Raw genomic sequence first — 20,794 nt, 5'->3', positions numbered from 1 at the left:
CTTGAAACCATTGGCCTGAAGCCGCCAGCCACTGGTTACAGCACTCACCGCTATAGTTCCGCCCGTTGCCCGTGCTGCTGCACCATGGGACCGAGACAGGGAGTGTTCAATGGCAGGCAAGCCGAAGCCAGATCCGTCAATCGTCAGCGGCTTCAGAGTCGCCTTTGTTGAAGCAGGCAGGAAGGTCTACTTTGATCCAATAGCTCAGCGATACTATTCTTGGGATTCGTTGCATGGCGAGTTCGAGGTGTTCGACCGGCGTGGGTTTCATCTGGGCTCGGTGTGTCCAGAAACAGGACGGTTACTGAAGCCCGCAGTTCGTGGCCGACGAATCAGAACCAGTTGAGAGGTAGACATGACCTTCGTAGAACTTTGCATCGAGGGGAACGCGCGCGAAGACGAGATCGACAGGTTCATCGAAGCCTGGCATGAAGGTCGGGCGGGCACCCAAATAGAACTGCACGACTATCTGGGTATGACGTGGAGCGAATATCAGCGCTGGGCTATCAGCCCAGCAATTCTGCCCCATGTGGTCAGCGCCCATAAATTTGGCACCTCCCTTGAATACCAGCTTGCTCAGCAGGCCAATGAAAACGTCATGCCACATGCATGAACGTCGGCGTTAGGGGCATAGGGCATCAGATCTCAACTCCCCTGCAACGGCTTGGCGTCCTTGAAGAAGTAATCCTGCCAGGAGGCCGGTTTGTTCTTGATCGCGCCGACGCGGTGCATGAGTTTGGCAAGGGAATTAAAGAATAACCCCATTCAGCCGCACTCAGCGCTACCTGCCATCGCCTTGACATCATCTGTCCACTTCCTTTACAAAGCCGACACACAAGGAATCGCTATCAGGCCACGGATGAAGGCTAATTATTTTCGCTTCTGGCTGGGGCAAGTGTTGCTCGGCCTGGTCATAGGCTGCATTGCACTGCTCGATCCTTTCGGGCTGTCCAGTGCCAGCGATGCTGCGTCTTCGCAGTGGATCAATCGCATCACCGCCAGCAGCTACCCGGACACCGGTCAACAGCAGGTGGTCGTGGTGCTGATCGACGACGCCTACCTCATGCACAACGCCACCTTCTGGCCCCTGCCCTATGCGCAGCAAAGCCAGTTGTTCAAACGCCTGCTCGCCTACAAGCCACGGGCGGTGTTCTTGGACTTGATGTACAGCCACGACCATGCACCGAATGATGCCGACAACGGCAGCCAACTGCTGGTGAATGTCTTCGAGCGCTATCGGGAACAAGGCATCGCGCTGCTGCTGGCCAATACCGGCGACCGGCGCGGCGTCGACGGCCAGGCCAATGCCCTGGACTCGCTGGATGGAATGACCCGTCGCGCCCTGGTCAAGTGGAGCGATGTTGGCGACAGGTACCCGCTGGCCGTCGAGACTTCCCAAGGACTGCTCGAAACGCCAGCGCTGGGCCTGTACCGCGAGTTCTGCCGCGACCGTGACTGTGCCGGGCTGCCGGTGGATGCCGCCGAGGCCGCGCAACGCCCACCCATGGCGCTGCGCTGGGGAACGACGCTGTCGCCCCTGCAAGCGCGGTCTACCTCGGTGGCGGACTGTTCGATTGACGACACTGCCTGGTACATCCAGCTGTGGCAGGCGATCTTCTGGAAGTTCGGCGACAGCGCCCCAGCCAGCTGCGCCTACACCCTCACGCTCAAGGCCAGTGCCCTGGAAGCCAATTCGCCGGAGGATCGCGCGCTGTTGCGGCAGATGCTCGGCGACAAGCTGGTGCTGGTGGGTGCCGAGATCACGTCGGCCGGTGACCTGGCCCAAACGCCGGTGCACGGCCTGCTGCCGGGGGTGTACCTGCACGCCATGGCGCTGGACAACCTGGTGACCTACCACGATGGGTACCAACGCGATCCGCAGCCTTACGCCTGGCTGTCGATCAGTTGGCTGGACCTGGTGCAACTGGGTTTTGTCATTGTCATCGTCGGCTTGCGCGCTTGGTACCGACGGCGCCGTCATCGCCGGGCCCGAAGCTGGCGCGCACCGCTGTTCTGGTGGGCCGTCGTCCAGGTGGCGCTGGCTGCGATGTGCTGGGGGCTGTGGAGGAACAACATCAGTCCGGCCAACGTGCTGGCCATCGCCCTGCTGTCCCTTTCCATCATTGCAGAGCCGATCAGCCAGTTTGTCAGGCGGCAATGGCGGTCGCTTCTGCGCGGCTTCGCTCGACGCAGGCGCGTCCGTATTTCACTTCTCAAAGGAACTCAAGGATGACCAGAACCACTTTTCTGCTATTGGCTGCGCTGTGCAGCCCTGGCGTGTTTGCCGCCACCGTGGAGGCTTTCGAGGCGGATCCGCTGACGCTGCTCGATGCGCACGGCAAATCCCAGGGTACGCTGGCCCTCAAGGACGCGCCCAAGCCGCCGCTACCGGTGCTGGAAAGCAATCCGAACCTGGAGCTGGTGCAGGTCGAACTCGGCGGACGCAAGGTCTGGCTGGACACCATGGACCTGCGCTTGAGTGAAGGCAAGATCGTCACCACGCCATGCGAGCGTCTGTCCAACAGCCAGAAAGCCGACACCCGCAATGCCTCGACCATAGGCTTCGGTGCAGGCTGCAACAAGCCATGATCCGGCCAATGACACACCCGCGCGGTCATGGCATCGGCCTGGCATTCGGCGCCATGGCCTGCCTGCTGCTTGCCGGCTGCGGCACGCTCAAGGGTGCCGATGCGGCCTTCATGAATCTGGTCGGGCCTTCGACCCAGTCCCAGGTCCAGGGTCGCTACCTGGATACCGCCGACGTGCGCCAGTACTACAAGCTCGACCCGCAGCGGGTCACGGCGCAGCGCTTGAGCTACGACGGCATGGCCATCCCGGCGGGCGAGATTCGTCAGCACAACGTGGTGCTGATTCCGCCCTTGCAGGCGTATCTGCAAGGCATCGTCACCCGCCTGGGCAAGGGTTGGCCCGGCGAGCTGCCGGCCTTGCAGGTCAAGGTGATCGACAGCTACGGCTTCGGTCCTTCGGCCGATCCGTTCGGCAATCTGTTCGTGCCGCTGGGCATGCTCGACAACGTCCAGAGCGAAGATGAAATCGCCGCGATGCTGGGCCATGAAATGAGCCATGTACTGTTGCACCACCACGACCGACGCGCGGCCTTCCAACAGCAGAACGCCATGCTGACCAACGTGGCGACCTCGATCGTGCTCGCGGCCAAGGTCGCCGATACCCGGGTCGATCATCGCTCGGACACGTTGAAGTTCGTCAGCAAGGACCCCCAGCGCACCCAGAAGACCGTCGGCAATACGGTGCTGTACACCGCCTTGATCAACAGTTTTTCGGAGAACATCTGGAGCACCGCCTGGGGCCGCACCCAGGAAGATCAGGCCGATCTGCTGGGCGCCGACCTGATGATCAAGGCTGGCTACGCGCCGCGGGCGGCCAGCCACAGCCTGCAACGCCTGAGCGACTTCCAGGGCAAGCAGCAATCCCTGCTCGCCAGCTTTGCCACGGCGCGCAAGGACGCCCTGCAGGAGTCGGTGAAAAATCTGCAGGTCGATCGCCTGGTCAAGGAGGTTGGGGTCACCCTCAATCAGGGCCTGACCACCGGCATTAGCGCCGCAGGTCAATATTTTCAGCGCTCGCACATGTCGCCGCTGGATCGCGATACCGAACTGCGTCAGTACCTGCAACGGCAGTACGACGGCCAACGCCGCGCACGGGTGAATGCGGATGGCTGGCAGCAGCTGCGCGCCTCCAATGCCGTCGCGCCGTCGTTGCAGGCGTACAAGGATGCCTACGCCGCCACGGTGGCCCTGGAACAGCGACAGGTGCGGGAAGCTCGCCTGTTCAGCGAACGTGCGTTGGCCTCGCCGGTGCGCGACCAGCCGGGTATTCGCCGTGCGCAGTTCAGTGTGGAGATGGCCGAGGGCAAGCGCCGGGAAGCGTTGCAGGCATTGCAGGCGATCAAGGACTGGTCATTGGCCAGCCCCGAATTGTATGACCTGATGATTGCCCATCATCTGCTCAACAAGGATCCGCATGCGGCCTTGGCGATGATCGCTCAGGCCGAACGCACGCTGGGTTCCGAGGAGCTGTTCATCACCGAGAAGCTGGCGGCGAACCAACAGCTCAAGGACGATGCGCAGGTCAAGGAACTGGCGCGCAAGTGCACGCAGTACCCGACGCGCAAGGACGGCTGCAAGAAGCTGCTGCCGGCCTGACGCGGGCTGCGGTCACTTGGCGAACTTGTACTCGCCGCCCTGCTCGATCGCTTTCTGGTAAGCCGGGCGCGCCTGCAGGCGTTCGACCCAGGCCGACAGGTGCGGATAGGCATCCAGCTTGCCCTGGGCCTTGGCCAGTTCGCCGACGAAGCTCATCTGCACGTCGGCGCCGGTCAGCTCTTCGCCCACCAGGTAAGGGGTCAGGCTGAGGGCGGTATTCAGATAGCCCAGGTAGTTCTCCAACTCCGATTCGATACGTGGATGCAGCGGCGCGCCAGCGGCGCCCAGACGGCCCACGTACAGATTGAGCATCAGCGGCAGCATCGCCGAGCCTTCGGCGAAGTGCAGCCATTGCACGTATTCGTCGTAGGTGGCGCTGGCCGGATCAGGTTGCAGCGTGCCATGGCCATGACGACGGATCAAATAATCGACGATGGCGCCGGACTCGATGATGGTATGCGGACCGTCCTGGATCATCGGCGATTTGCCCAATGGATGAACGGCCTTGAGCTCGGCGGGCGCGAGATTGGTTTTCGCATCGCGCTCGTAGCGCTTGATCTCGTAGGGCACGCCCAGCTCTTCCAGCAGCCAGATGATGCGTTGCGAGCGGGAGTTGTTCAGGTGGTGAACGGTGATCATGGGTCGAACCTGTTTTGTTGAAGAGGTAAGCAGGTGACCCTGCGCATCGGCCAGAGTGCCAATCAAGTAGGTGCCAATCGAGTAAGTGCCAATCGAGAGAGTGCCGACCCGGTTCAACGGTGCGGCGGCGGGATTCTCTGAACTTAATGTCGCTCGTCGCTGACACATCTGAACGTGCCTTGCACCTGGCGCACCATTGCAGGGCGCAGGTCATCTGCATTAGGTTTGCTAGAAACCGCGTTTGCTCGAACTGACCCTCACCCCCCGCAGGATGCTCCATGTCAGGAAGCACCTGACACAGGAAATACCCCACACAGGATGTGCCCATGACAGACATGACCGACAGTACCCCTGACATCGCCCCCCGCACTCGCCGCGCGCCCAAAGGCGAGAAGCGCCGCGAGGAATTGCTCGATGCGGCGTTGCAGCTGTTTTCCCTGGAAGGCTACAGCGGTGCGTCGATCGCCCGGATCGCCGACCGGGTGGGGATCTCGGTGGCCGGCGTGCTGCACCACTTTCCCAACAAGGTTGCATTGCTGATGGGCGTGCTGGCGCGCCGGGACGAGGTCAATCAGAAGATCAGCGACGCCTTGCAGACCGAGCTGACGCTGAGCAGTTTTCTGGGGGGTCTGCAGCAGATCAACCGTTCCAATGCGACTGCGCCGGGTGTGATCCGCGCCTTCAGCATGCTCAATGCCGAAAGCCTGGTGGACAGTCATCCGGGCTGGGAGTGGTTCCAGTCACGCTATGCGGCCATTCACGGACGCATGCGCACACGCCTCGATCATCTGGTGGCCATTGGCGAAGTGCGTGGGGATGTGGACCTGGATGCGCTGATTCACCAGTTGCTGGCGATGATGGATGGCTTGCAGTTGCAGTGGCTGCGGTTTCCGGAGACTGTCGATCTGGTGGAACGGTTCGACAGTTATATAGCTCAAGTAGAACGTGATATCCGAGCCCCCTCGGCCTGACCCTGTAGCAGCGGCGCGAGCCGCGTCCCGGTGTGTTGCGGTGCGACAGGCAGGTTGCATCAAGCGCTGACGCGGCTTGCGCCGCTGCTACAGGGGTGTTGCGATCCTCTGTGGCAGCGGTGCAAGCCGCGTCGGTTTCACTTAGTAAGCGGCGTTTTCGTACTCGCTGTTTCCGCTCGATTCGTTCTCGCTCTCGGTTTGCTCGAACACACCGCCGGTGTTGTCGTGCGACTGGGATACCTTGGTCGACTTCAACGCCGAACGTGGCAGTGGGTTGCTGGTGGTGGTCGACAGTTCCTGACGGAACGGATTGACCAAGCGGCCCTTCAGACGAATGTCATCGGACGCTGCACCCAGGCTGATATCGAAGGTGTCGGCATCGACGACCCACTGCTTGCTCTTCTCGTCGAAGTACGCCAGCGAGCGATCGTTGAGCTCGATGGTGACACGACGGGTTTCACCCGGCCGCAGGAAGACCTTCTTGTAGCCCTTGAGCTCCTTGACGGCGCGCTCCACCTTCGGATGCTGCTGGCCGACGTACAGCTCGGCCACTTCGGCACCGGCGCGTTGGCCGCTGTTGGTCAGGTCGAAGGAGACCTTGATCGGCGTGTTGCCTACCGCCACACCCGGGGTCACCGAGATGTTGTTGTAGGTGAACTGGGTGTACGACAGGCCATGGCCGAAGGCAAACAGCGGCTTGGTGCCGGTCTTGTCGTAACCACGGTAACCGAGCATGGTCAGGTCGTTCTTGTAGCTCAGGTTCTTGAGCGTGCGGGTGTTGTCGAAGTTCGGGAAATCCGCGTACAGCGGGTTGTCTTCGATGTTGCGCTCGATGCTGATCGGCAGTTTGCCCGACGGGTTGACCTTGCCGAACAGGATCTCGGCCAAGGCCTGGCCGCCGTTCTGGCCTGGGTAGAAGGCATGCAGCGCGGCCGGGACCTGGTCGATCCAGTCGCTCATCTTCAGCGCGGTACCACCGTGCATCGCCACCAGCGTGCGCGGGTTGACCTTGGCGATGTTCTGGATCAGCTCGTTCTGATACTCGGGCAGGTCGAAGCTGTGGTCGAACCCTTCGCCTTCGTATTCGCTGCTGTTGCCGACGGCAACCACCACGGCATCGTACTGGGACAGGTCTTGCGGCGCGGCCAGCGAGGCCCAGGCCATCTGCACGCCCACCAGGCCGCCCATGGTCGAAAGGTAGCCATCACGGCGCGAATACTCGAGCTTCACGTCGTAGGTCTTGCCGGCTTCCAGGGTGATCTTGCCGGACTCGGGAATGGTCGGCGGAATGCTCTTGTTGGTGATGTTTTCACCGTCGCCGTTGTCGATGATCTTCTTGCCGTCGACCCACACGCGCACCGCACCGTCGGCGCGGACCTTGAACACTTGCTCGCCGCTGATGGTCGGGGTGACCTGGCCACTCCAGCGGATCGAGGTGTTGGCCGTATCACCGTTGCTAGGGATATCGTCGGTGGACCAGTCCATGTCGACGTGGCTGTCGATACGGGTGGCCGAGGGATCGCCGGACCAGTTGGCGTTGGTGAAGAACTCGGTCTTCATGCCCTTGACCGTATTGCCCTTGCTGTCGGTGGTGGTCCACTGGGACGCCGCCGGATCCAGCGACAAGCTGTCGAGGAACTCGACCTTGGCGTTCGGCGCCATCTGCTGCAGGCCGCTGAGCTCGCTGATGTAGTGCGTGGCGTCGACGTGGGCGCTGCCGAAACCGGTAGGCGGCGCGTACTTGGCCAGGTTGCCGACCACGGCGATGCGCTTGACCTTGGCCTTGTCCAGCGGCAATACGTCGTTCTGGTTCTTGAGCAGCACGATGCCTTCGCGGGCGATGTTCAGTGCGACCTTGTTGCTGGCGGCGCTGTTCATGTCGTGGGTGGTCTGCGGGTCGATCTTGTCGAACTTGTACAGGTAGATGTTCTTGAGGATGCGGCGGACCTTGTCGTCGATGGTCGTCATGTCCAGCTCGCCGCTGTCCAGGTACGGCTTGAGCACCGTGCTGTTCATCTGGCCGCCCATCATGTCGAGGTCGGTACCGGCCTGGGCCGCTGGCAGGCCGTGCACCACGGCGTTGTAGTCGCTCTGCACCAGCCCCTTGTAGCGCCATTCCTTCTTCAGGATATCGGCGATCAGGTGCTTGCTTTCACAGGCGTACTCGCCGTTCACCTTCTGGAACGAGCACATCATCATGGCCACGGTGCTGTTCTTCACCGAGGACTCGAACGCCGGCAGCGTCAGCTCGCGCAGCACGCGCTCGGGCATCGCCTGGTCGAGGATGAAACGGTTGGTCTCTTGGTCGTTGCCTGCGTAGTGCTTGGCTTCGGCCCACACGCCACGCTGCTGGATACCGTTGACCACCGCCGGGGCCAGGCTCGCGCCCAGGAACGGGTCTTCACCGGAGAGGTATTCGAAGGCACGACCACTCCACGGCATGCGATAGAGGTTCATGCCCGGGCCGGTGACGAACTGGTAGCCGCCGGTGGCGGTGTCGTAGCCCAGGGCGCGACCGAAGTCGATGGCGCGCTGCGGGTTGAAGGTTGCCGCCAGGTTCGGTCCCGAAGGGTAGACCACGCCCGGATCGTTGCCTTCGCTGGTGTAGCGAATGCCTGCACCGCCGTCGGCACCGTGGATCTGCGGCACGCCGTACTGGGTCAGTGGCTTGACGTCCCAACCGCCGATACCGCCGATGTAGGCCAGTTTTTCTTCCTGGGTCATCTTGGCCAGGGTTCGTTCGGCGGCCTTGTCGGCGCGCAGCTCATTGGCGGCGAGTTGTTTCGGACTGATGGTCGTCGATGCATTGGCATGGCCGACGGCCAGGCTCAGCAGGGCCAGGGCCGAATGAGCACCCAAGGTTTTCCGATTTAGCATGTGAAGACGATCTCCAAGTATCAGGTACCCCCGCGCTCATTTGTCGCAGTCGATGTGCTGCACGCCTTTATTTCAGGCAATAGTGGGCCTATACCGCAACTTCATAGGAAGCACGGAAGATCACCGCTAGTGGCACTTCGACTTACGATAGTTCTGAGGCGATATTTCCCTGGATAACTAAGGTGAATGGCAAGTTGCCAGTAATTATCACGAGACGTGCCCGCGCCTTTAAATTAAGACAATTGTTTACAAACGAAGTCAAACGAAAAGGTGAACTTCGGCGGTTTTAGTATTTTCTCGGTATTTTTTTGTTACACATGGGGAACCATCACTAAACCTTCCGGTCTGTAGGTTTAGCATTTTTGTCGATCGACCCTCAAAAACGCTCGTACAGCGGCCATTTTGAGCGAAACTCGGCAAACGATCGCGAGCTTCAATCCGCTGAGGCGGACGGGCTCGATACAAACCTTGGAGATGCTTGAAATGAAATTGCCACTACTGGGCACTATTGCCGCGTTCACTCTTGTTGCTGCCGGCACCACTTTCGCAGCCGAATCCAGCACTGAACAAAACGCTCAAGGCGTCAGCGACTCCACGGTCATGACACAGGAAAAGAACGTCAAAGTGGAGAAGAAACAACAGAAGCAGCAAAAGCAGTCCGATGAAAACCAGCGTGGCCGCCCCACCGAGCAGAGCAAGCCTGCGGCAAACTAACGCAGCGCGCTTAGTTACTGTAGTCATTACACCTCAGGGGCCTCGAAAGTGGCCCCTGATCATTTGAAGTACACCACCGTGTCTTTATCCGTCGCCCCCATCGATAGCCATTACTTGCCGACACAGGGTGTCGAGCAGGTGTGTGCCTGGCTGTTGGACAATGGCCACCTCAAGGCCAGCGACCTGGAGCGGGCACGGTGGTTGGCGCAGGAATCGGAAGGCAGCACGCTGGTGGAATTGCTGACCCGCCTGGGGCTGGTGTCCGAACTGGACCTGGCCAAGGCGTGGGCCGCGACCTTGCAGGCGCCTTTGCTGCTGGCCGACGCCGTGCAGCTTTGCGAAGAGCCCTTGCCCACCGTCAACGAGCGGTTTCTGCGTCATTACCGTCTGGTGCCGCTGGGCATCCATGGCGACGGCATTCATGTACTGGCCGCCAACCCGGGCGACGACTATGCCTTGCAGGCATTGCGCTACGCCTGTGAAAAACCGGTGTATGTGTCGGTGGGGGCCGCCAGTGAGGTCGACGCCCTGATCGAGAAGCTCTATGGCCAGGGGCGGTCGGCCATGGGTTCGTTGATAGAAACCCTCGACGAGCACAGCGGTGCCGAAGACGATATCGAGCACCTGCGCGACCTGGCGTCGGAAGCGCCGGTGATCCGCCTGGTCAACCTGATCCTGCAACGCGCAGTGGAGCAGCGGGCCTCGGACATTCACATCGAGCCTTTCGAGAGCCAGCTCAAGGTGCGCTATCGCATCGACGGCGTGCTGCACGAGGCTGAGGCCCCGCCATCGACCTCGTCGGCGGCGATCATCTCGCGCCTCAAGATCATGGCGCGCCTGGATATCGCCGAACGCCGCCTGCCTCAGGACGGCCGCATCATGCTGCGCATCCAGGGCAAGGAGCTGGACCTGAGGGTCAGCACCGTGCCCACCAGCTTCGGCGAATCGGTGGTGATGCGTCTGCTCGATCGCCAGACCGTGAGCTTCGACTTTCCCAGCCTGGGCATGGATGGCGAGCGGCTGAGCACGTTCCTGGACGTGCTTGAGAATCCCCACGGCATTCTGCTGGTGACCGGCCCCACCGGTTCGGGCAAGACCACCACCTTGTACACCGCCCTGTCGCGGCTCAACACCGCCGAGCGCAAGATCATCACCGTCGAAGACCCGGTGGAGTACCAGCTCGAAGGCATCAACCAGATTCAGGTCAAACCCAGCATCGGTCTGGATTTCGCAGGGGCTCTGCGCTCCATCGTGCGCCAGGACCCGGACGTCATCATGATCGGTGAGATGCGCGACCTGGAAACCTGCCGCATCGCCATCCAGTCCTCGCTCACCGGCCACCTGGTGCTGTCGACGCTGCACACCAACAGCGCCGCGGCCAGCATCACCCGCCTGCTGGACATGGGCGTGGAAAGCTACCTGATCGCGTCCACCGTCAAGGGCATTCTGGCCCAGCGCCTGGTCCGCCGGCTCGACCCGCTGACCCGTGTGCCGTTCGAGGCACCGCCCGAACTGATCGCCGAGCATGGGCTGGAGCGCTTCACTGCGCAGCGCCCGATCATGCTCTACCGACCCGCCAGCGAACTGCCCGGCGGCGGTTACCACGGCCGTAGCGCCATCACCGAGTTGCTGGTCATGAACGAAGAGCTGCGCTCGCTGCTCATGCGTCAGGCCGATGCCGCCACCCTCGAACAGGCCGCGCGCCGCGGTGGCCTGCGTACCTTGTATGAAGAAGGTTTGCGCCAGGCGGTGGCCGGTATCACCTCACTCGAAGAGGTGCTGCGCGTCACGCGCGGCGACTGATCATGGCCTATTTCAAGTACCGGGCAGTGGACGCCGACGGCAGCAGCCGTCAAGGCAGCCTGGAAGCCAGCGATCGCGATGCCGCCGCACGGGTACTGCAACAGCGTGGGCTGTTGCTGCTGAGCCTGGACAGCGATGTCCAGGCCAGCCTTGGCGGTACGCGCCAGCGCGGTGCCATGAATGCCGCCGCGCTGGTTGGCTTTACCCAGCAACTGGCAACGCTGCTCGGGGCGGGGCAACCGCTGGAGCGTTCGTTGGGCATCCTGTTGAAACAGGCTGGCGAACCTCGGCGCCGGGCCCTGCTGGAGCGTGTGCGCGAGCAGGTCAAGGCCGGCAAGCCGTTGAGCCAGGCGCTGGAAGAGGAACACGGACAGTTCTCCAGTCTTTACCTGAGCATGGTGCGCGCCGGGGAAGCAGGCGGCTCGCTGGAGCACACCCTGCACCAGTTGGCCGACTACCTGGAGCGCAGCCAGAAAGTGCGTGGCGAAGTGATCAACGCGCTGATCTATCCGATTTTCCTGGTGGTCGGCGTGCTCGGCTCGCTGGCCTTGCTGCTGGCCTATGTGGTGCCGCAGTTCGTGCCCATCTTCCGCGACCTGGGCGTGCCCATTCCTCTGATCACCCAGGCGATCCTTGGCCTGGGTGAATTTCTGAGCGGCTATGGGCTGCTCCTGCTCGCCGCCCTGGTGGCGCTGGTCTGGGGTGTTGCCGTGGCGCGACGCAATCCGCAGCGGCGCCAGCGACACGACCGTCGCGTGCTGTCGGTCAAGGTGCTGGGCCCGTTGCTGCAACGTATCGAAGTCGCGCGGCTGGCGCGAACCCTGGGCACCTTGCTGAACAACGGCGTGGCCTTGCTGCAAGCCATGACCATCGTGCGCCAGGTGTGCGGCAACCATGCCCTGCGCGAACAGGTGGAACAGGCCACGCAATGGGTCAAGGGCGGCGGCACTTTGGCGCAGGCCTTCGGTGAGCAGCCGCTGCTGCCGGAGCTGGCCTTGCAGATGATCGAGGTGGGCGAACAGTCCGGCAACCTCGACACCATGCTGCTCAAGGTGGCCGACGTATTCGACGTCGAGGCCAAGCGTGGCATCGACCGCTTGCTGGCCGCCCTGGTGCCCAGCCTGACCGTGGTGATGGCGGTGATGGTGGCGGTGATCATGCTCGCCATCATGCTGCCGCTGATGAGTCTTACCAGTAACATTTGAGGAAACTGCGATGTCCCGATTCAACTCTGCCCGCGGCACCCGCCAGGGCGGTTTCACCCTGTTGGAAATGCTCGCGGTGATCGTCCTGCTGGGCATCGTCGCCACCATTGTGGTGCGCCAGGTCGGCGGCAATGTCGACAAGGGCAAGTACGGCGCCGGCAAGGCCCAACTCGCCAGCCTTGGAATGAAAATCGAGAGCTACGGCCTGGACGTCGGCTCGCCGCCGGCGAATCTGCAGCAGTTGGTCAGCAAGCCGGCCAACGCCGTCGGCTGGGCCGGTCCCTATGCCAAGCCGTCGGACCTCAAGGATCCGTTCGGCCACGCCTTCGCCTACCGCTACCCCGGCGAGCATGGCAGCTTCGACCTGATTTTCCTCGGCCAGGACGGCCAGCCCGGCGGTGACGGCTACAAGGCCGACATCGGCAACTGGCAGTAAGCATGAACCGCCCGCGTAGCCACCGTGGCTTCACCCTGTTCGAACTGCTGGTGGTGATCGTGCTGATCGGCATCGCCATCGGGCTGGTCGGCTTCGGCGTCGGCCGTGGCCTGCACGCGGCCAGCGAGCGGCGCGCGCTGAGTGAAGTGGTGCAGTCGCTGCGGGCCGCCAGGGTGCAGGCCATCGTCACCGGCCAGCCGGCGCGGACCCGCTTCGACCTGAACGCCGGGCGTTTCCAGGGGCCGCGCGAGCCGGTCCGGCAATTGCCCGGTGATATGCACGTGCAGTTGCAGACCGCCGACGGGCTCGGGCCGGCCTTCGAGTTCTACCCCAATGGCGGCGCCAGCGGTGGGCACCTGCTGCTGGCACGCGATGACAAACGCTGGCGCGTGGACATCAACTGGCTGACCGGCAACGTTCAGTTGCGCAGCCTCAATTGATCGGCCAGCGCGGTTTCACCCTGCTGGAAATGCTCGCGGCGCTGCTGATACTGGCGCTGTGCAGCACCGTGCTGGTAATGGCTTTCGGCAACAGCGCCCGCGCCCTGCAGCAGGCCCAGCGCAGTGATGAGCTGAGCCTGGCGGCGCGCTCGATTCTTGACGAAGCCAGCGCGGGCCAATTGCAGGCAGGCAGCACCGAAGGGCGCTGGAGTGGCCTGCCTTGGCGGCTGGCCATCAGCGCCCTGCCCGCCGGTGAGGCGCCGGTAGACGTCTGGCGCCTGGATCTACGCGTCGGTCAGGGTGCCCGCCAGGCTGAATACAGCACGCTGCAGGTGCGCAGCCGCGCCAGTGGCGCCAATCGATGAAAGCGCGCAGCCATGGTTTCACCCTGCTCGAAGTGCTGGTGGTATTGAGCCTGTTGGGCGTGCTGCTGAGCCTGATCGCAGGCGCCATCCTGGGCGCCAACCGCGCCATGGCCAAGGCCGAGCGCTACAGCATGGCCCTGGACGAAGTACGCGCCAGCCAGAACTTTCTGCGCACGGCGCTGGGGCAGGCCCTGCCGCTGGCGGCGGGTGCCGGGCAGAGCGCGCTGGAAGGGCAGCCTGCCGAGGCGATTTTCGAGGGCGACGGACAGCACATGCGTTTCTATGCACCGCTGTCGCCCAGCCTGGGAGGCGGCGTGTATCGCCACAGTCTGGAACGGGTGGGCCAGCGCTTGCAGCTCACGCTGGCACGGTTGCAAGGGCAGGCCTTGCAACCTCACGGCGAGCCACAGGTGTTGCTGCATCGGGTGCAGGCGCTGCAGTTGAGCTATCGCGGCCTGACGCCGCAAGGCCAGCCCACCGGCTGGCTGGATCACTGGCCATGGCCCAGCCGCTTGCCGCGCGGGGTACGCATCGCCGTCCGGCTGGCGGGGCCGGTGCCTTGGCCGCTGCAAAGCGTGAACCTGCGTCTGGACCTGTCCGGCGAGGCCGGTGCGCTGTGACAGCGCGACCTGGGATGCGTCGTCAGCGCGGCGTGGCATTGCTGCTGGTGCTGTGGGTGCTGGCATTGCTCAGCGCCCTGCTGGCCGGCCTGGTGGGCTGGGTGCACCTGCAGAACCGCCAGGCGCTGTGGCAACGCCAGCATACCCAGGCGTTGCTGGCCGCCGAAGCGGGTGTGGGCATGGCGGTGGTGGCGCAACTGCAGCGCGATCCGCAACGGCACTGGCTGGCCGATGGGCAAGCCCACGCCTTGAGCTTCGACGGTGCGCAACTGGCGGTCAGCCTGCGCAGCGAGCAAGGCAAGCTGGACCTCAACGCCGGTTCCGCCGAACAGATCGCGCGGCTATTGCAGGCCGCCGGCGCCAGCGCCGAGCAGGCGCGCCAGCTGGCCCGAGCGCTGGAACAGCGCCGGGGCGATGGCCACGCACCGTTGCGCATGCTCGAAGAGCTGCGCGCGATACCGGGCATGGACCAGTCGCTGTACCGGCGCGCTGCGCCTTACCTGACCCTGTGGAGCGGCCTGCCGAGCCCCGAACCACGCTTGGCGGCGCCATGGCTGCGCCGCGCACTGGACCTGCCACAGGGCGGGCCGGTGGGCGAAGACGCCGGGCCGATCGTCACGATCCGCAGCCAGGCGACGCTGCCGGGTGGTTACACCACGACGCTGCGCGTCACCCTGTTACTCAACCCATCGAAGGAGGGGGCACGACCTTACCGGGTCCTGCGCTGGCAAGAATGAAGCAACGACTCACACAACGCCTGGCGCCGCTGCAGGCACGCTTGCACAGCCAGTGGCGCGCCTCGCCGGGCCCTGGGCTGTGGCGGGCATGGCTGCACGAATTGCGCCAGTCGCTGCCCGCCCGCTGGCGCGATCGGTTGCTGCCGCAGGTGAGCGAGCGCTCGATTCGCTGGCCCTTGTCAGAGCCTCTCGACAGCGCTCCGGGCGAGCGCCTGGTGCTGCTGCTGCCCGCCGACACGGTGATGGCCCAGACCCTGCAATTGCCCTTGGCAGCCATTCGCGACCTGCACAGCGTGGTGGGTTTCGAGCTGGACAAGTACACGCCCTTCCCCCGCGAGCGCATGCACTACGTGGCGCGTCTGCAAAGCCGGGGCAAGACCCAGGCGCAGGTGTTGCTGGTGGCCATCGTGCAGGAGCGTCTGACGCAGATGCTGGATCAGTGTCGCGACCGTGGCCTGACGTTCGTGGCCGTGGACGGCCTGGACCGTGCCGGCCAGCCTCTGGGCGTCGACCTGTTGCCGGCGGATCGCCGCCCCCCTCGCTCCGGACATTACCGCCTGACCCGCTACCTGGCGCTGGGGTGCGTTGCCTTGACCCTGGCCTGCATGCTGCTGTGGCTGGACGCCCGCAGCGACCGCCTGGCCAGCATGCAGGACAGCGTGGCCGCCCAGCGCGAGCAGGTGCAGCAAGTGCAGGCGTTGCGTCAGGAGCTGGCCAATACCCAGGGCGCTGCGCGCTATCTGGCGCAGCAGAAAGCCGCAAAGCCGACCCTGACCAGCGTGCTCGTGGACCTGACCGGTTGCCTGGGTGCCGACACCTGGATCGAGCAGTTGGAAATCGCCGAAGACGGCACACTGTCCATCAGCGGGCAGAGCGCCAAGGCCAGCACCTTGATCACCCGGGTCAAGGCCTGCCAGACCCTGGTCGATGCGCGATTCCAGGGCATCATCCAACCCGACGAAAAAACCGCCAAAGAGCGTTTTTCGCTGCGCGCCCAAATGCGCAAGGAGCCTGCCGATGCGCCGTGAATTCACGCCACGCGAACGCCGCGGCGCCGCCTGGATAGCCCTCGCCGCGGTGCTGTGGCTGGCCTGGTACCTGTTGGTGCAGAGCTGGTTCCTGGACCCCTTGGCCGCAATCGAAGAACAGGCCGATACCTTGCGCCAGCAGCAACAACGCTACGCCGGCGTACTTGCCCAGCGCGATGACCTGCAACAGCGCCTGCAGGCCGCGCGGCGCGATCCGTCCAGCCGCAGCAGCCTGCTGCCGGGCACCGACCCCAGCGCCGTGGCCGCCGACCTGATGCAACGCAGCCTCGACCTGGTCAAGGCCCATGCCGACCAAGGCCCAGGCTGCCAGGTGACCCAGCGCATGCCCATCACCCCGGAGCAGGACACGGCCGAGCCGTACCGCCAAGTCAAGGTCAGCCTCACCCTGGAGTGTGCGCTGGAACCCCTGACCCGACTATTGCGGGATCTGGAATACGGCCAGCCCTTCCTGTTCGTCGACAACCTGAGCGTTCGCCGCACCAGCACGGCGCCCTCGGTCGGCGGCGCGGGGCGTCTGCGCGTGCACCTGCTGCTGCGCGGCTATCTGCAACCGGCGCCGGTAACCCTGGCCAAGGAGCCTGCGACATGAAGCTGGGTAGCGCAGGCCTGACCCTGCTGGTGACTGCGGCGGTGCTGATCGGCGTGGCCAGCAGCCTGTTGCTGGGCGCCGGCCGGACCGTCGACTGGCTGCCCGCCAGCCATCCCCATGAACAACCGCCCGCCGCCAAGCCCGTCAGCCTGGCGGCGCTGCCTGAAAACACCTTGGCCCTGACCTGGCAGCAATCGATGTTCAGCCCCGACCGCAAGCCCGATGCGGCCACCGGCAAGAGCCAGGCCACCTCCCTGGCCGGCATCCGCCTGAGCGGCGTGATCATCGACGGTCAGGCCCAGTGGGCGCTGCTGCGCCTGGCCAACCAGCGCACGCTCAAGCTGGCCGTGGGCAGCACGCTGGACAACGGCTGGACGCTGACCAGCGTCACGCCGCAAACCGCCACCTTCCTGCATCAGGGCCAGAGCCAACAGCTGAGCCTTCCCGTGCTACGCCTTCCGCCGCCATCGAAGGCCCCCGCCATCACCCTTCCAAACGTAACCACACCATGAACGATCGCTACCCTGAGCTCTTCCGTCTGCGCAGCCCCTTGCTGTGCCTGGCCACCGCCGTCGCCCTTGCGGGCTGCGCCTCCACCCCCGAGCCTTTCGAAAACGACCCGGCGCTGATGCAGGAAGCATTGAATGGCACCGGTTCGCAACGCACGGCGATGGTCGATCCGCCTGCAGCCACCGCAAGCCCGACGACGCCAGCGGCCACTACTGCCGCGCGCCGTCAGATCACACGGGGCAATCAGACGTTCGTCCGCGGCCCTGCGCCGGCGGCCAATATGCCCAAGGGGGCCGCGCAAACCAGTGGCGACATCGTGTTCAACTTCACCGACCAGCCCATCGAGGCGGTGATCAACAGCGTGATGGGCGACCTGCTGCACGAGAACTACAGCATCGCCCAGGGTGTGAAGGGCAACGTCAGCTTTTCCACCTCACAACCGGTGAACAAGCAGCAGGCGCTGTCGATTCTGGAGACCCTGCTGTCCTGGACCGACAACGCCATGATTCGCCAGGGCGACCGCTACGTCATCCTGCCGTCGAACCAGGCCGTGGCCGGCAAGCTGGTCCCGCAAATGCCCGTGTCCAAGCCGTCCAGCGGGCTGTCGGCGCGTCTGTTCCCGCTGCGCTATATCTCGGCCACCGAGATGCAGAAACTGCTCAAGCCGTTCGCCCGCGACAACGCCTTCCTGCTGGTGGACCCGGCGCGCAACGTGCTGAGCCTGGCGGGTACCCCGGATGAGCTGGCCAATTACCAGGACACCATCGACACCTTCGATGTGGATTGGCTCAAGGGCATGTCCATCGGCGTCTATGGCCTGCAACGTGCCACCGTGGGCGAGCTGATGCCCGAACTGCAGAAGATGTTCGGCCCCGACAGCGGCATGCCGCTGGCAGGCATGGTGCGTTTCCTGCCCATCGAGCGGACCAATTCGGTGGTGGCGATTTCCTCGCAGCCGCAATACCTGAGCGAAGTCGGCGACTGGATTCACACCATCGACGAAGGCGGCGGTAACGAGCCACAGATGTACGTCTACGACGTGCGCAACATGAAGGCCACGGACCTGGCCAAGTACCTGCGGCAGATCTACGGCAACGGCCAGATCAAGGACGACAGCGCCGCCAAGGTGGCGCCGGGGCTGCGCACGCGCTCGCTGTCGTCACTCAACGGCAACGGCGGCATGGGCGGCACTGCGTCCACCGGTATGGGCGGCATGGGTCAGGGCCAGGGCATGGGCAACGGCAACCTGCAGAGCCAGTTGCAGGACGGCGAGGAGGACAGCGGCGAAGAAGGTATGGACGAAACCACCGACGAGGCTGGTCTGGAAGGCGGCACCGCCGGGGCCGAATCGGGTACGGCCAAGAGCCTGGATGAAAGCACTCGCATCACGGCGCAAAAAAGCAGCAACCAGTTGCTGATCCGCACCCGTCCGGCGCAGTGGGCCGAGATCGAAGCTGCGATCAAGCGCCTGGACAACGCGCCGATGCAGGTGCAGATCGAGACGCGCATCCTGGAAGTCAGCCTCAGCGGCGAGCTGGACCTTGGCGTGCAGTGGTACCTGGGCCGGTTGGCGGGTAACTCCGGCAGCACCACCGTGGCCAACACCGCAGGCAGCCAGGGCGCGCTGGGCGGCGGCGGTGCCGGGCTGGGCGCCGCCGATTCGCTGTTCTACTCGTTCGTCAGCAGCAACCTGCAGTTTGCCTTGCATGCCCTGGAAACCAGCGGCCGTACCCAGGTGCTGTCGGCGCCTTCGCTGGTGGTGATGAACAATCAGCAGGCGCAGATCCAGGTCGGCGACAACATCCCGATCAGCCAGACCACGGTCAATACCAACACCTCGGACACCACCTTGAGCAGTGTGGAATACATCCAGACCGGGGTGATTCTCGACGTGGTGCCGCGGATCAATCCCGGTGGCCTGGTGTACATGGACATCCAGCAGCAGGTCAGCGATGCCGACAACAACGGCAGTGCGGACAGCAATGGCAACCCGCGGATTTCCACGCGCTCGGTGTCCACCCAGGTCGCGGTGCAGAGCGGGCAGACGGTGCTGCTCGGCGGACTGATCAAGCAGGACAACAGCGATACCGTCTCGGCCGTGCCCTACCTGGGCCGGGTGCCTGGTTTGCGCTGGCTGTTCGGCAACACCAGCAAGAGCAAGAACCGCACGGAGCTGATCGTGCTGATCACGCCCAGGGTCGTCACCAGCAACAGTCAGGCACGCCAGGTGACCGACGACTACCGCCAGCAATTGCAGCTGATCAAACCGCTGTAGCAACACAACCAGCCGGGTGGCGGCCCGGCTGGCGGGCGTGCTGCCACCGCGCTGCAGAATGTGCTGCGCGGCCCTGCGTTTTTGCAATAAAACGCTTCCCTGATGCCAATTTGTGACCGTTTGCAGTACAGCGTTACCGGTAAATTGGATACCCAAGGTCCTGCAGAGCGACCGCATGACAACCGTCTCGCGCCTCCAACCTGCCAACTTTCGGGAGTCCTGTACATGACATCGATGACGCTGCGCGCATTCAAACTGACCGGCCTGGCTTTGCTGGTCGGCGCCTTCGGGCAGGCCTGGGCCGAGGACATCACCTTCGTATCCCAGGGCGGCGCCTACCAGGAAGCCCAGAGCAAGGCGATCCTGGAGCCGGCCGCCAAGAAGCTGGGCCTGACCCTCAAGCAGGACAGTTCGCCCAAAGCCTACCCGATCATCAAGACCCAGGTGGAAAGCGGCAAGGTCAGCTGGGACGTGGTCGACCTGCCCACCGGCGATTGCCTGCGCGGCGAAGCCGAAGGCCTGTTCGAAAAGCTCGACCCAGTGTTGATCCCCAATGCCGCGCAGCTTCCGGCGGAGCTCAAGGACGACTACACCGTGGGCTACATCAGCTATTCCACCGTGCTGGCCTACCGCACCGATGCCTTCAAGGGCGAAAACGTCCCCAAGACCTGGGCGGATTTCTGGGACACCAAGAAGTTTCCCGGACAACGCTCGCTGCGCAACCTGCCGCGCCCTACCCTCGAAATTGCCCTGATGGCTGACGGTGTGGCGCCCGACAAGCTGTATCCGCTGGACGTGGAGCGCGCCTTCAAGAAACTCGAGGAAATCAAACCGCACATCGCCACCTGGTGGACCTCGGGCGGGCAATCGGCGCAGCTGATCAGCGACGGTGAAGTGGACATGATCCAGGCCTGGAACGGCCGCATCACGGCCGTGCAGGCCGACGGTGCGCCGGTGGCGTTCGACTACAACCAGGGCGTGCTGGAAACCAACTCGCTGTGCGTGCTCAAGGGCACACCGCACAAGGCGGCGGCGATGAAGTTCGTCAACGAGGCCATCGATGCCAAGTTGCAGGCAGCCCTGCCGATGATCATCGACTACGGCCCGCTGAACCCGGAAGCCTTCAAGACCGGCACCATTCCCGCCGAGCGCGCGGCCAAGCTGCCGTCGTCGCCGCAGAACATCTCCCGTCAGGCACTGCTGTCGGCCAAGTGGTGGGCGTCCCAGGAAGGGGTGAAGGCTGAAGAGCGCTGGCTCTCCTTTGTACAGAAGAAGTAGCGGTGCCAGGGCGGGCCTCTTCGCAGGCAGAGGGCTCGCCGCCCGCCCCGCTCCCACAGGATTTTTGTGGGAGCGGGTCTCTGCCCGCGAAGGGGCCAACGC

General features: G+C 63.9%; 21 protein-coding genes and 1 pseudogene. 19 read left to right on the top strand and 3 right to left on the bottom strand.

Going from position 1 to position 20,794, the window contains the following annotated elements; translation table 11 throughout:
* The first annotated feature begins 109 nt into the window (after positions 1 to 109).
* Together QMX89_RS12125 and QMX89_RS12120 are read left to right on the top strand one after the other, a co-directional pair.
* The gene (locus QMX89_RS12125) at positions 110 to 346 is read left to right on the top strand and encodes a colicin E3/pyocin S6 family cytotoxin (RefSeq protein WP_282348360.1); all 237 of its coding nucleotides are present in this window, start codon (positions 110 to 112) and stop codon (positions 344 to 346) included.
* Positions 347 to 355: 9 nt separating this feature from the next.
* Entirely contained in the window at positions 356 to 613 is a 258-nt protein-coding gene (locus QMX89_RS12120) for a hypothetical protein (RefSeq protein WP_056844529.1), read from the top strand.
* A 32-nt stretch (positions 614 to 645) separates the two neighbouring features.
* Here the strand turns inward: QMX89_RS12120 and QMX89_RS12115 are convergent.
* Positions 646 to 744, bottom strand: a pseudogene (locus QMX89_RS12115) (hypothetical protein); the annotation flags it as partial.
* A gap of 115 nt (positions 745 to 859) precedes the next feature.
* Here QMX89_RS12115 and QMX89_RS12110 point away from each other — a divergent pair.
* From QMX89_RS12110 to QMX89_RS12100, 3 genes are read left to right on the top strand one after another with little or no spacing between them, the layout of a single operon-like run.
* Positions 860 to 2,233 (top strand): CHASE2 domain-containing protein, encoded by a 1,374-nt coding sequence (locus QMX89_RS12110; RefSeq protein ID WP_282348359.1) that lies wholly within the window; start codon positions 860 to 862, stop codon positions 2,231 to 2,233.
* Positions 2,230 to 2,589 carry a hypothetical protein gene (locus tag QMX89_RS12105; RefSeq protein ID WP_282348357.1) on the top strand — a complete coding sequence of 120 codons (360 nt, stop codon included), beginning with the start codon at positions 2,230 to 2,232 and terminating at the stop codon, positions 2,587 to 2,589. The genes QMX89_RS12110 and QMX89_RS12105 overlap by 4 nt, the downstream gene beginning before the upstream one ends.
* An 8-nt stretch (positions 2,590 to 2,597) precedes the next feature.
* Positions 2,598 to 4,184, top strand: coding sequence for a M48 family metallopeptidase (locus QMX89_RS12100; RefSeq protein ID WP_282348356.1), 1,587 nt, complete (start codon positions 2,598 to 2,600; stop codon positions 4,182 to 4,184).
* Positions 4,185 to 4,196: 12 nt separating this feature from the next.
* Here the strand turns inward: QMX89_RS12100 and QMX89_RS12095 are convergent, their stop codons facing one another.
* Positions 4,197 to 4,823 carry a glutathione S-transferase gene (locus QMX89_RS12095; RefSeq protein ID WP_282348355.1) on the bottom strand — a complete coding sequence of 209 codons (627 nt, stop codon included), beginning with the start codon at positions 4,821 to 4,823 and terminating at the stop codon, positions 4,197 to 4,199.
* 326 nt (positions 4,824 to 5,149) lie between these two features.
* Here QMX89_RS12095 and QMX89_RS12090 point away from each other — a divergent pair, with 326 nt between their 5' ends.
* Positions 5,150 to 5,794, top strand: coding sequence for a TetR/AcrR family transcriptional regulator (locus QMX89_RS12090; RefSeq protein ID WP_282348354.1), 645 nt, complete (start codon positions 5,150 to 5,152; stop codon positions 5,792 to 5,794).
* A gap of 141 nt (positions 5,795 to 5,935) precedes the next feature.
* Here the strand turns inward: QMX89_RS12090 and QMX89_RS12085 are convergent, their stop codons facing one another.
* Positions 5,936 to 8,671 (bottom strand): glycoside hydrolase family 3 C-terminal domain-containing protein, encoded by a 2,736-nt coding sequence (locus tag QMX89_RS12085; protein WP_282348353.1) that lies wholly within the window; start codon positions 8,669 to 8,671, stop codon positions 5,936 to 5,938.
* A gap of 483 nt (positions 8,672 to 9,154) precedes the next feature.
* Between QMX89_RS12085 and QMX89_RS12080 the strand changes: the two genes are divergently transcribed.
* The 13 genes from QMX89_RS12080 to QMX89_RS12020 all read left to right on the top strand — a co-directional run bounded on the left by QMX89_RS12080 (position 9,155) and on the right by QMX89_RS12020 (position 20,692).
* On the top strand, positions 9,155 to 9,385 hold the full coding sequence (locus QMX89_RS12080) for a hypothetical protein (protein ID WP_282348352.1): 231 nt from the start codon (positions 9,155 to 9,157) through the stop codon (positions 9,383 to 9,385).
* A gap of 78 nt (positions 9,386 to 9,463) precedes the next feature.
* Positions 9,464 to 11,188, top strand: coding sequence for a type II secretion system ATPase GspE (gspE, locus tag QMX89_RS12075; protein ID WP_282348351.1), 1,725 nt, complete (start codon positions 9,464 to 9,466; stop codon positions 11,186 to 11,188).
* A 2-nt stretch (positions 11,189 to 11,190) separates the two neighbouring features.
* Positions 11,191 to 12,393 (top strand): type II secretion system inner membrane protein GspF, encoded by a 1,203-nt coding sequence (gene gspF / locus QMX89_RS12070; RefSeq protein WP_056844535.1) that lies wholly within the window; start codon positions 11,191 to 11,193, stop codon positions 12,391 to 12,393.
* A gap of 10 nt (positions 12,394 to 12,403) precedes the next feature.
* Positions 12,404 to 12,829 (top strand): type II secretion system major pseudopilin GspG, encoded by a 426-nt coding sequence (gspG, locus tag QMX89_RS12065; RefSeq protein ID WP_056844536.1) that lies wholly within the window; start codon positions 12,404 to 12,406, stop codon positions 12,827 to 12,829.
* 2 nt (positions 12,830 to 12,831) lie between these two features.
* Complete coding sequence (locus QMX89_RS12060) at positions 12,832 to 13,269, top strand: type II secretion system protein (RefSeq protein ID WP_282348350.1); 438 nt, start codon at positions 12,832 to 12,834, stop codon at positions 13,267 to 13,269.
* Entirely contained in the window at positions 13,266 to 13,634 is a 369-nt protein-coding gene (locus QMX89_RS12055; RefSeq protein ID WP_122743862.1) for a prepilin-type N-terminal cleavage/methylation domain-containing protein, read from the top strand. Before QMX89_RS12060 ends, QMX89_RS12055 begins: the two co-directional genes overlap by 4 nt.
* A complete protein-coding gene (locus tag QMX89_RS12050) occupies positions 13,631 to 14,254 on the top strand; it encodes a type II secretion system protein GspJ (protein ID WP_282348348.1) in 624 nt (207 codons plus the stop codon). Before QMX89_RS12055 ends, QMX89_RS12050 begins: the two co-directional genes overlap by 4 nt.
* A gap of 14 nt (positions 14,255 to 14,268) precedes the next feature.
* Positions 14,269 to 14,991 carry a type II secretion system protein GspK gene (locus QMX89_RS12045; RefSeq protein ID WP_282348346.1) on the top strand — a complete coding sequence of 241 codons (723 nt, stop codon included), beginning with the start codon at positions 14,269 to 14,271 and terminating at the stop codon, positions 14,989 to 14,991.
* On the top strand, positions 14,988 to 16,019 hold the full coding sequence (locus QMX89_RS12040) for a type II secretion system protein GspL (RefSeq protein ID WP_192000819.1): 1,032 nt from the start codon (positions 14,988 to 14,990) through the stop codon (positions 16,017 to 16,019). Before QMX89_RS12045 ends, QMX89_RS12040 begins: the two co-directional genes overlap by 4 nt.
* The gene (gene gspM, locus QMX89_RS12035; RefSeq protein WP_122743858.1) at positions 16,009 to 16,629 is read left to right on the top strand and encodes a type II secretion system protein GspM; all 621 of its coding nucleotides are present in this window, start codon (positions 16,009 to 16,011) and stop codon (positions 16,627 to 16,629) included. The genes QMX89_RS12040 and gspM overlap by 11 nt, the downstream gene beginning before the upstream one ends.
* Complete coding sequence (locus QMX89_RS12030) at positions 16,626 to 17,141, top strand: general secretion pathway protein GspN (RefSeq protein WP_282348341.1); 516 nt, start codon at positions 16,626 to 16,628, stop codon at positions 17,139 to 17,141. Before gspM ends, QMX89_RS12030 begins: the two co-directional genes overlap by 4 nt.
* Positions 17,138 to 19,414 carry a type II secretion system secretin GspD gene (gspD, locus tag QMX89_RS12025; protein WP_282348340.1) on the top strand — a complete coding sequence of 759 codons (2,277 nt, stop codon included), beginning with the start codon at positions 17,138 to 17,140 and terminating at the stop codon, positions 19,412 to 19,414. The genes QMX89_RS12030 and gspD overlap by 4 nt, the downstream gene beginning before the upstream one ends.
* 225 nt (positions 19,415 to 19,639) lie before the next feature.
* Positions 19,640 to 20,692 carry an ABC transporter substrate-binding protein gene (locus QMX89_RS12020; protein ID WP_282348339.1) on the top strand — a complete coding sequence of 351 codons (1,053 nt, stop codon included), beginning with the start codon at positions 19,640 to 19,642 and terminating at the stop codon, positions 20,690 to 20,692.
* The last annotated feature ends 102 nt before the right edge of the window (positions 20,693 to 20,794 follow it).

It is taken from the genome of Pseudomonas sp. PS01301 (assembly GCF_029960215.1).
In the GTDB taxonomy this organism is placed as follows: domain Bacteria; phylum Pseudomonadota; class Gammaproteobacteria; order Pseudomonadales; family Pseudomonadaceae; genus Aquipseudomonas; species Aquipseudomonas coleopterorum.
Note: the sequence above shows the minus strand (reverse complement) of the source record. Positions and strands in the feature narration are given on the sequence as shown.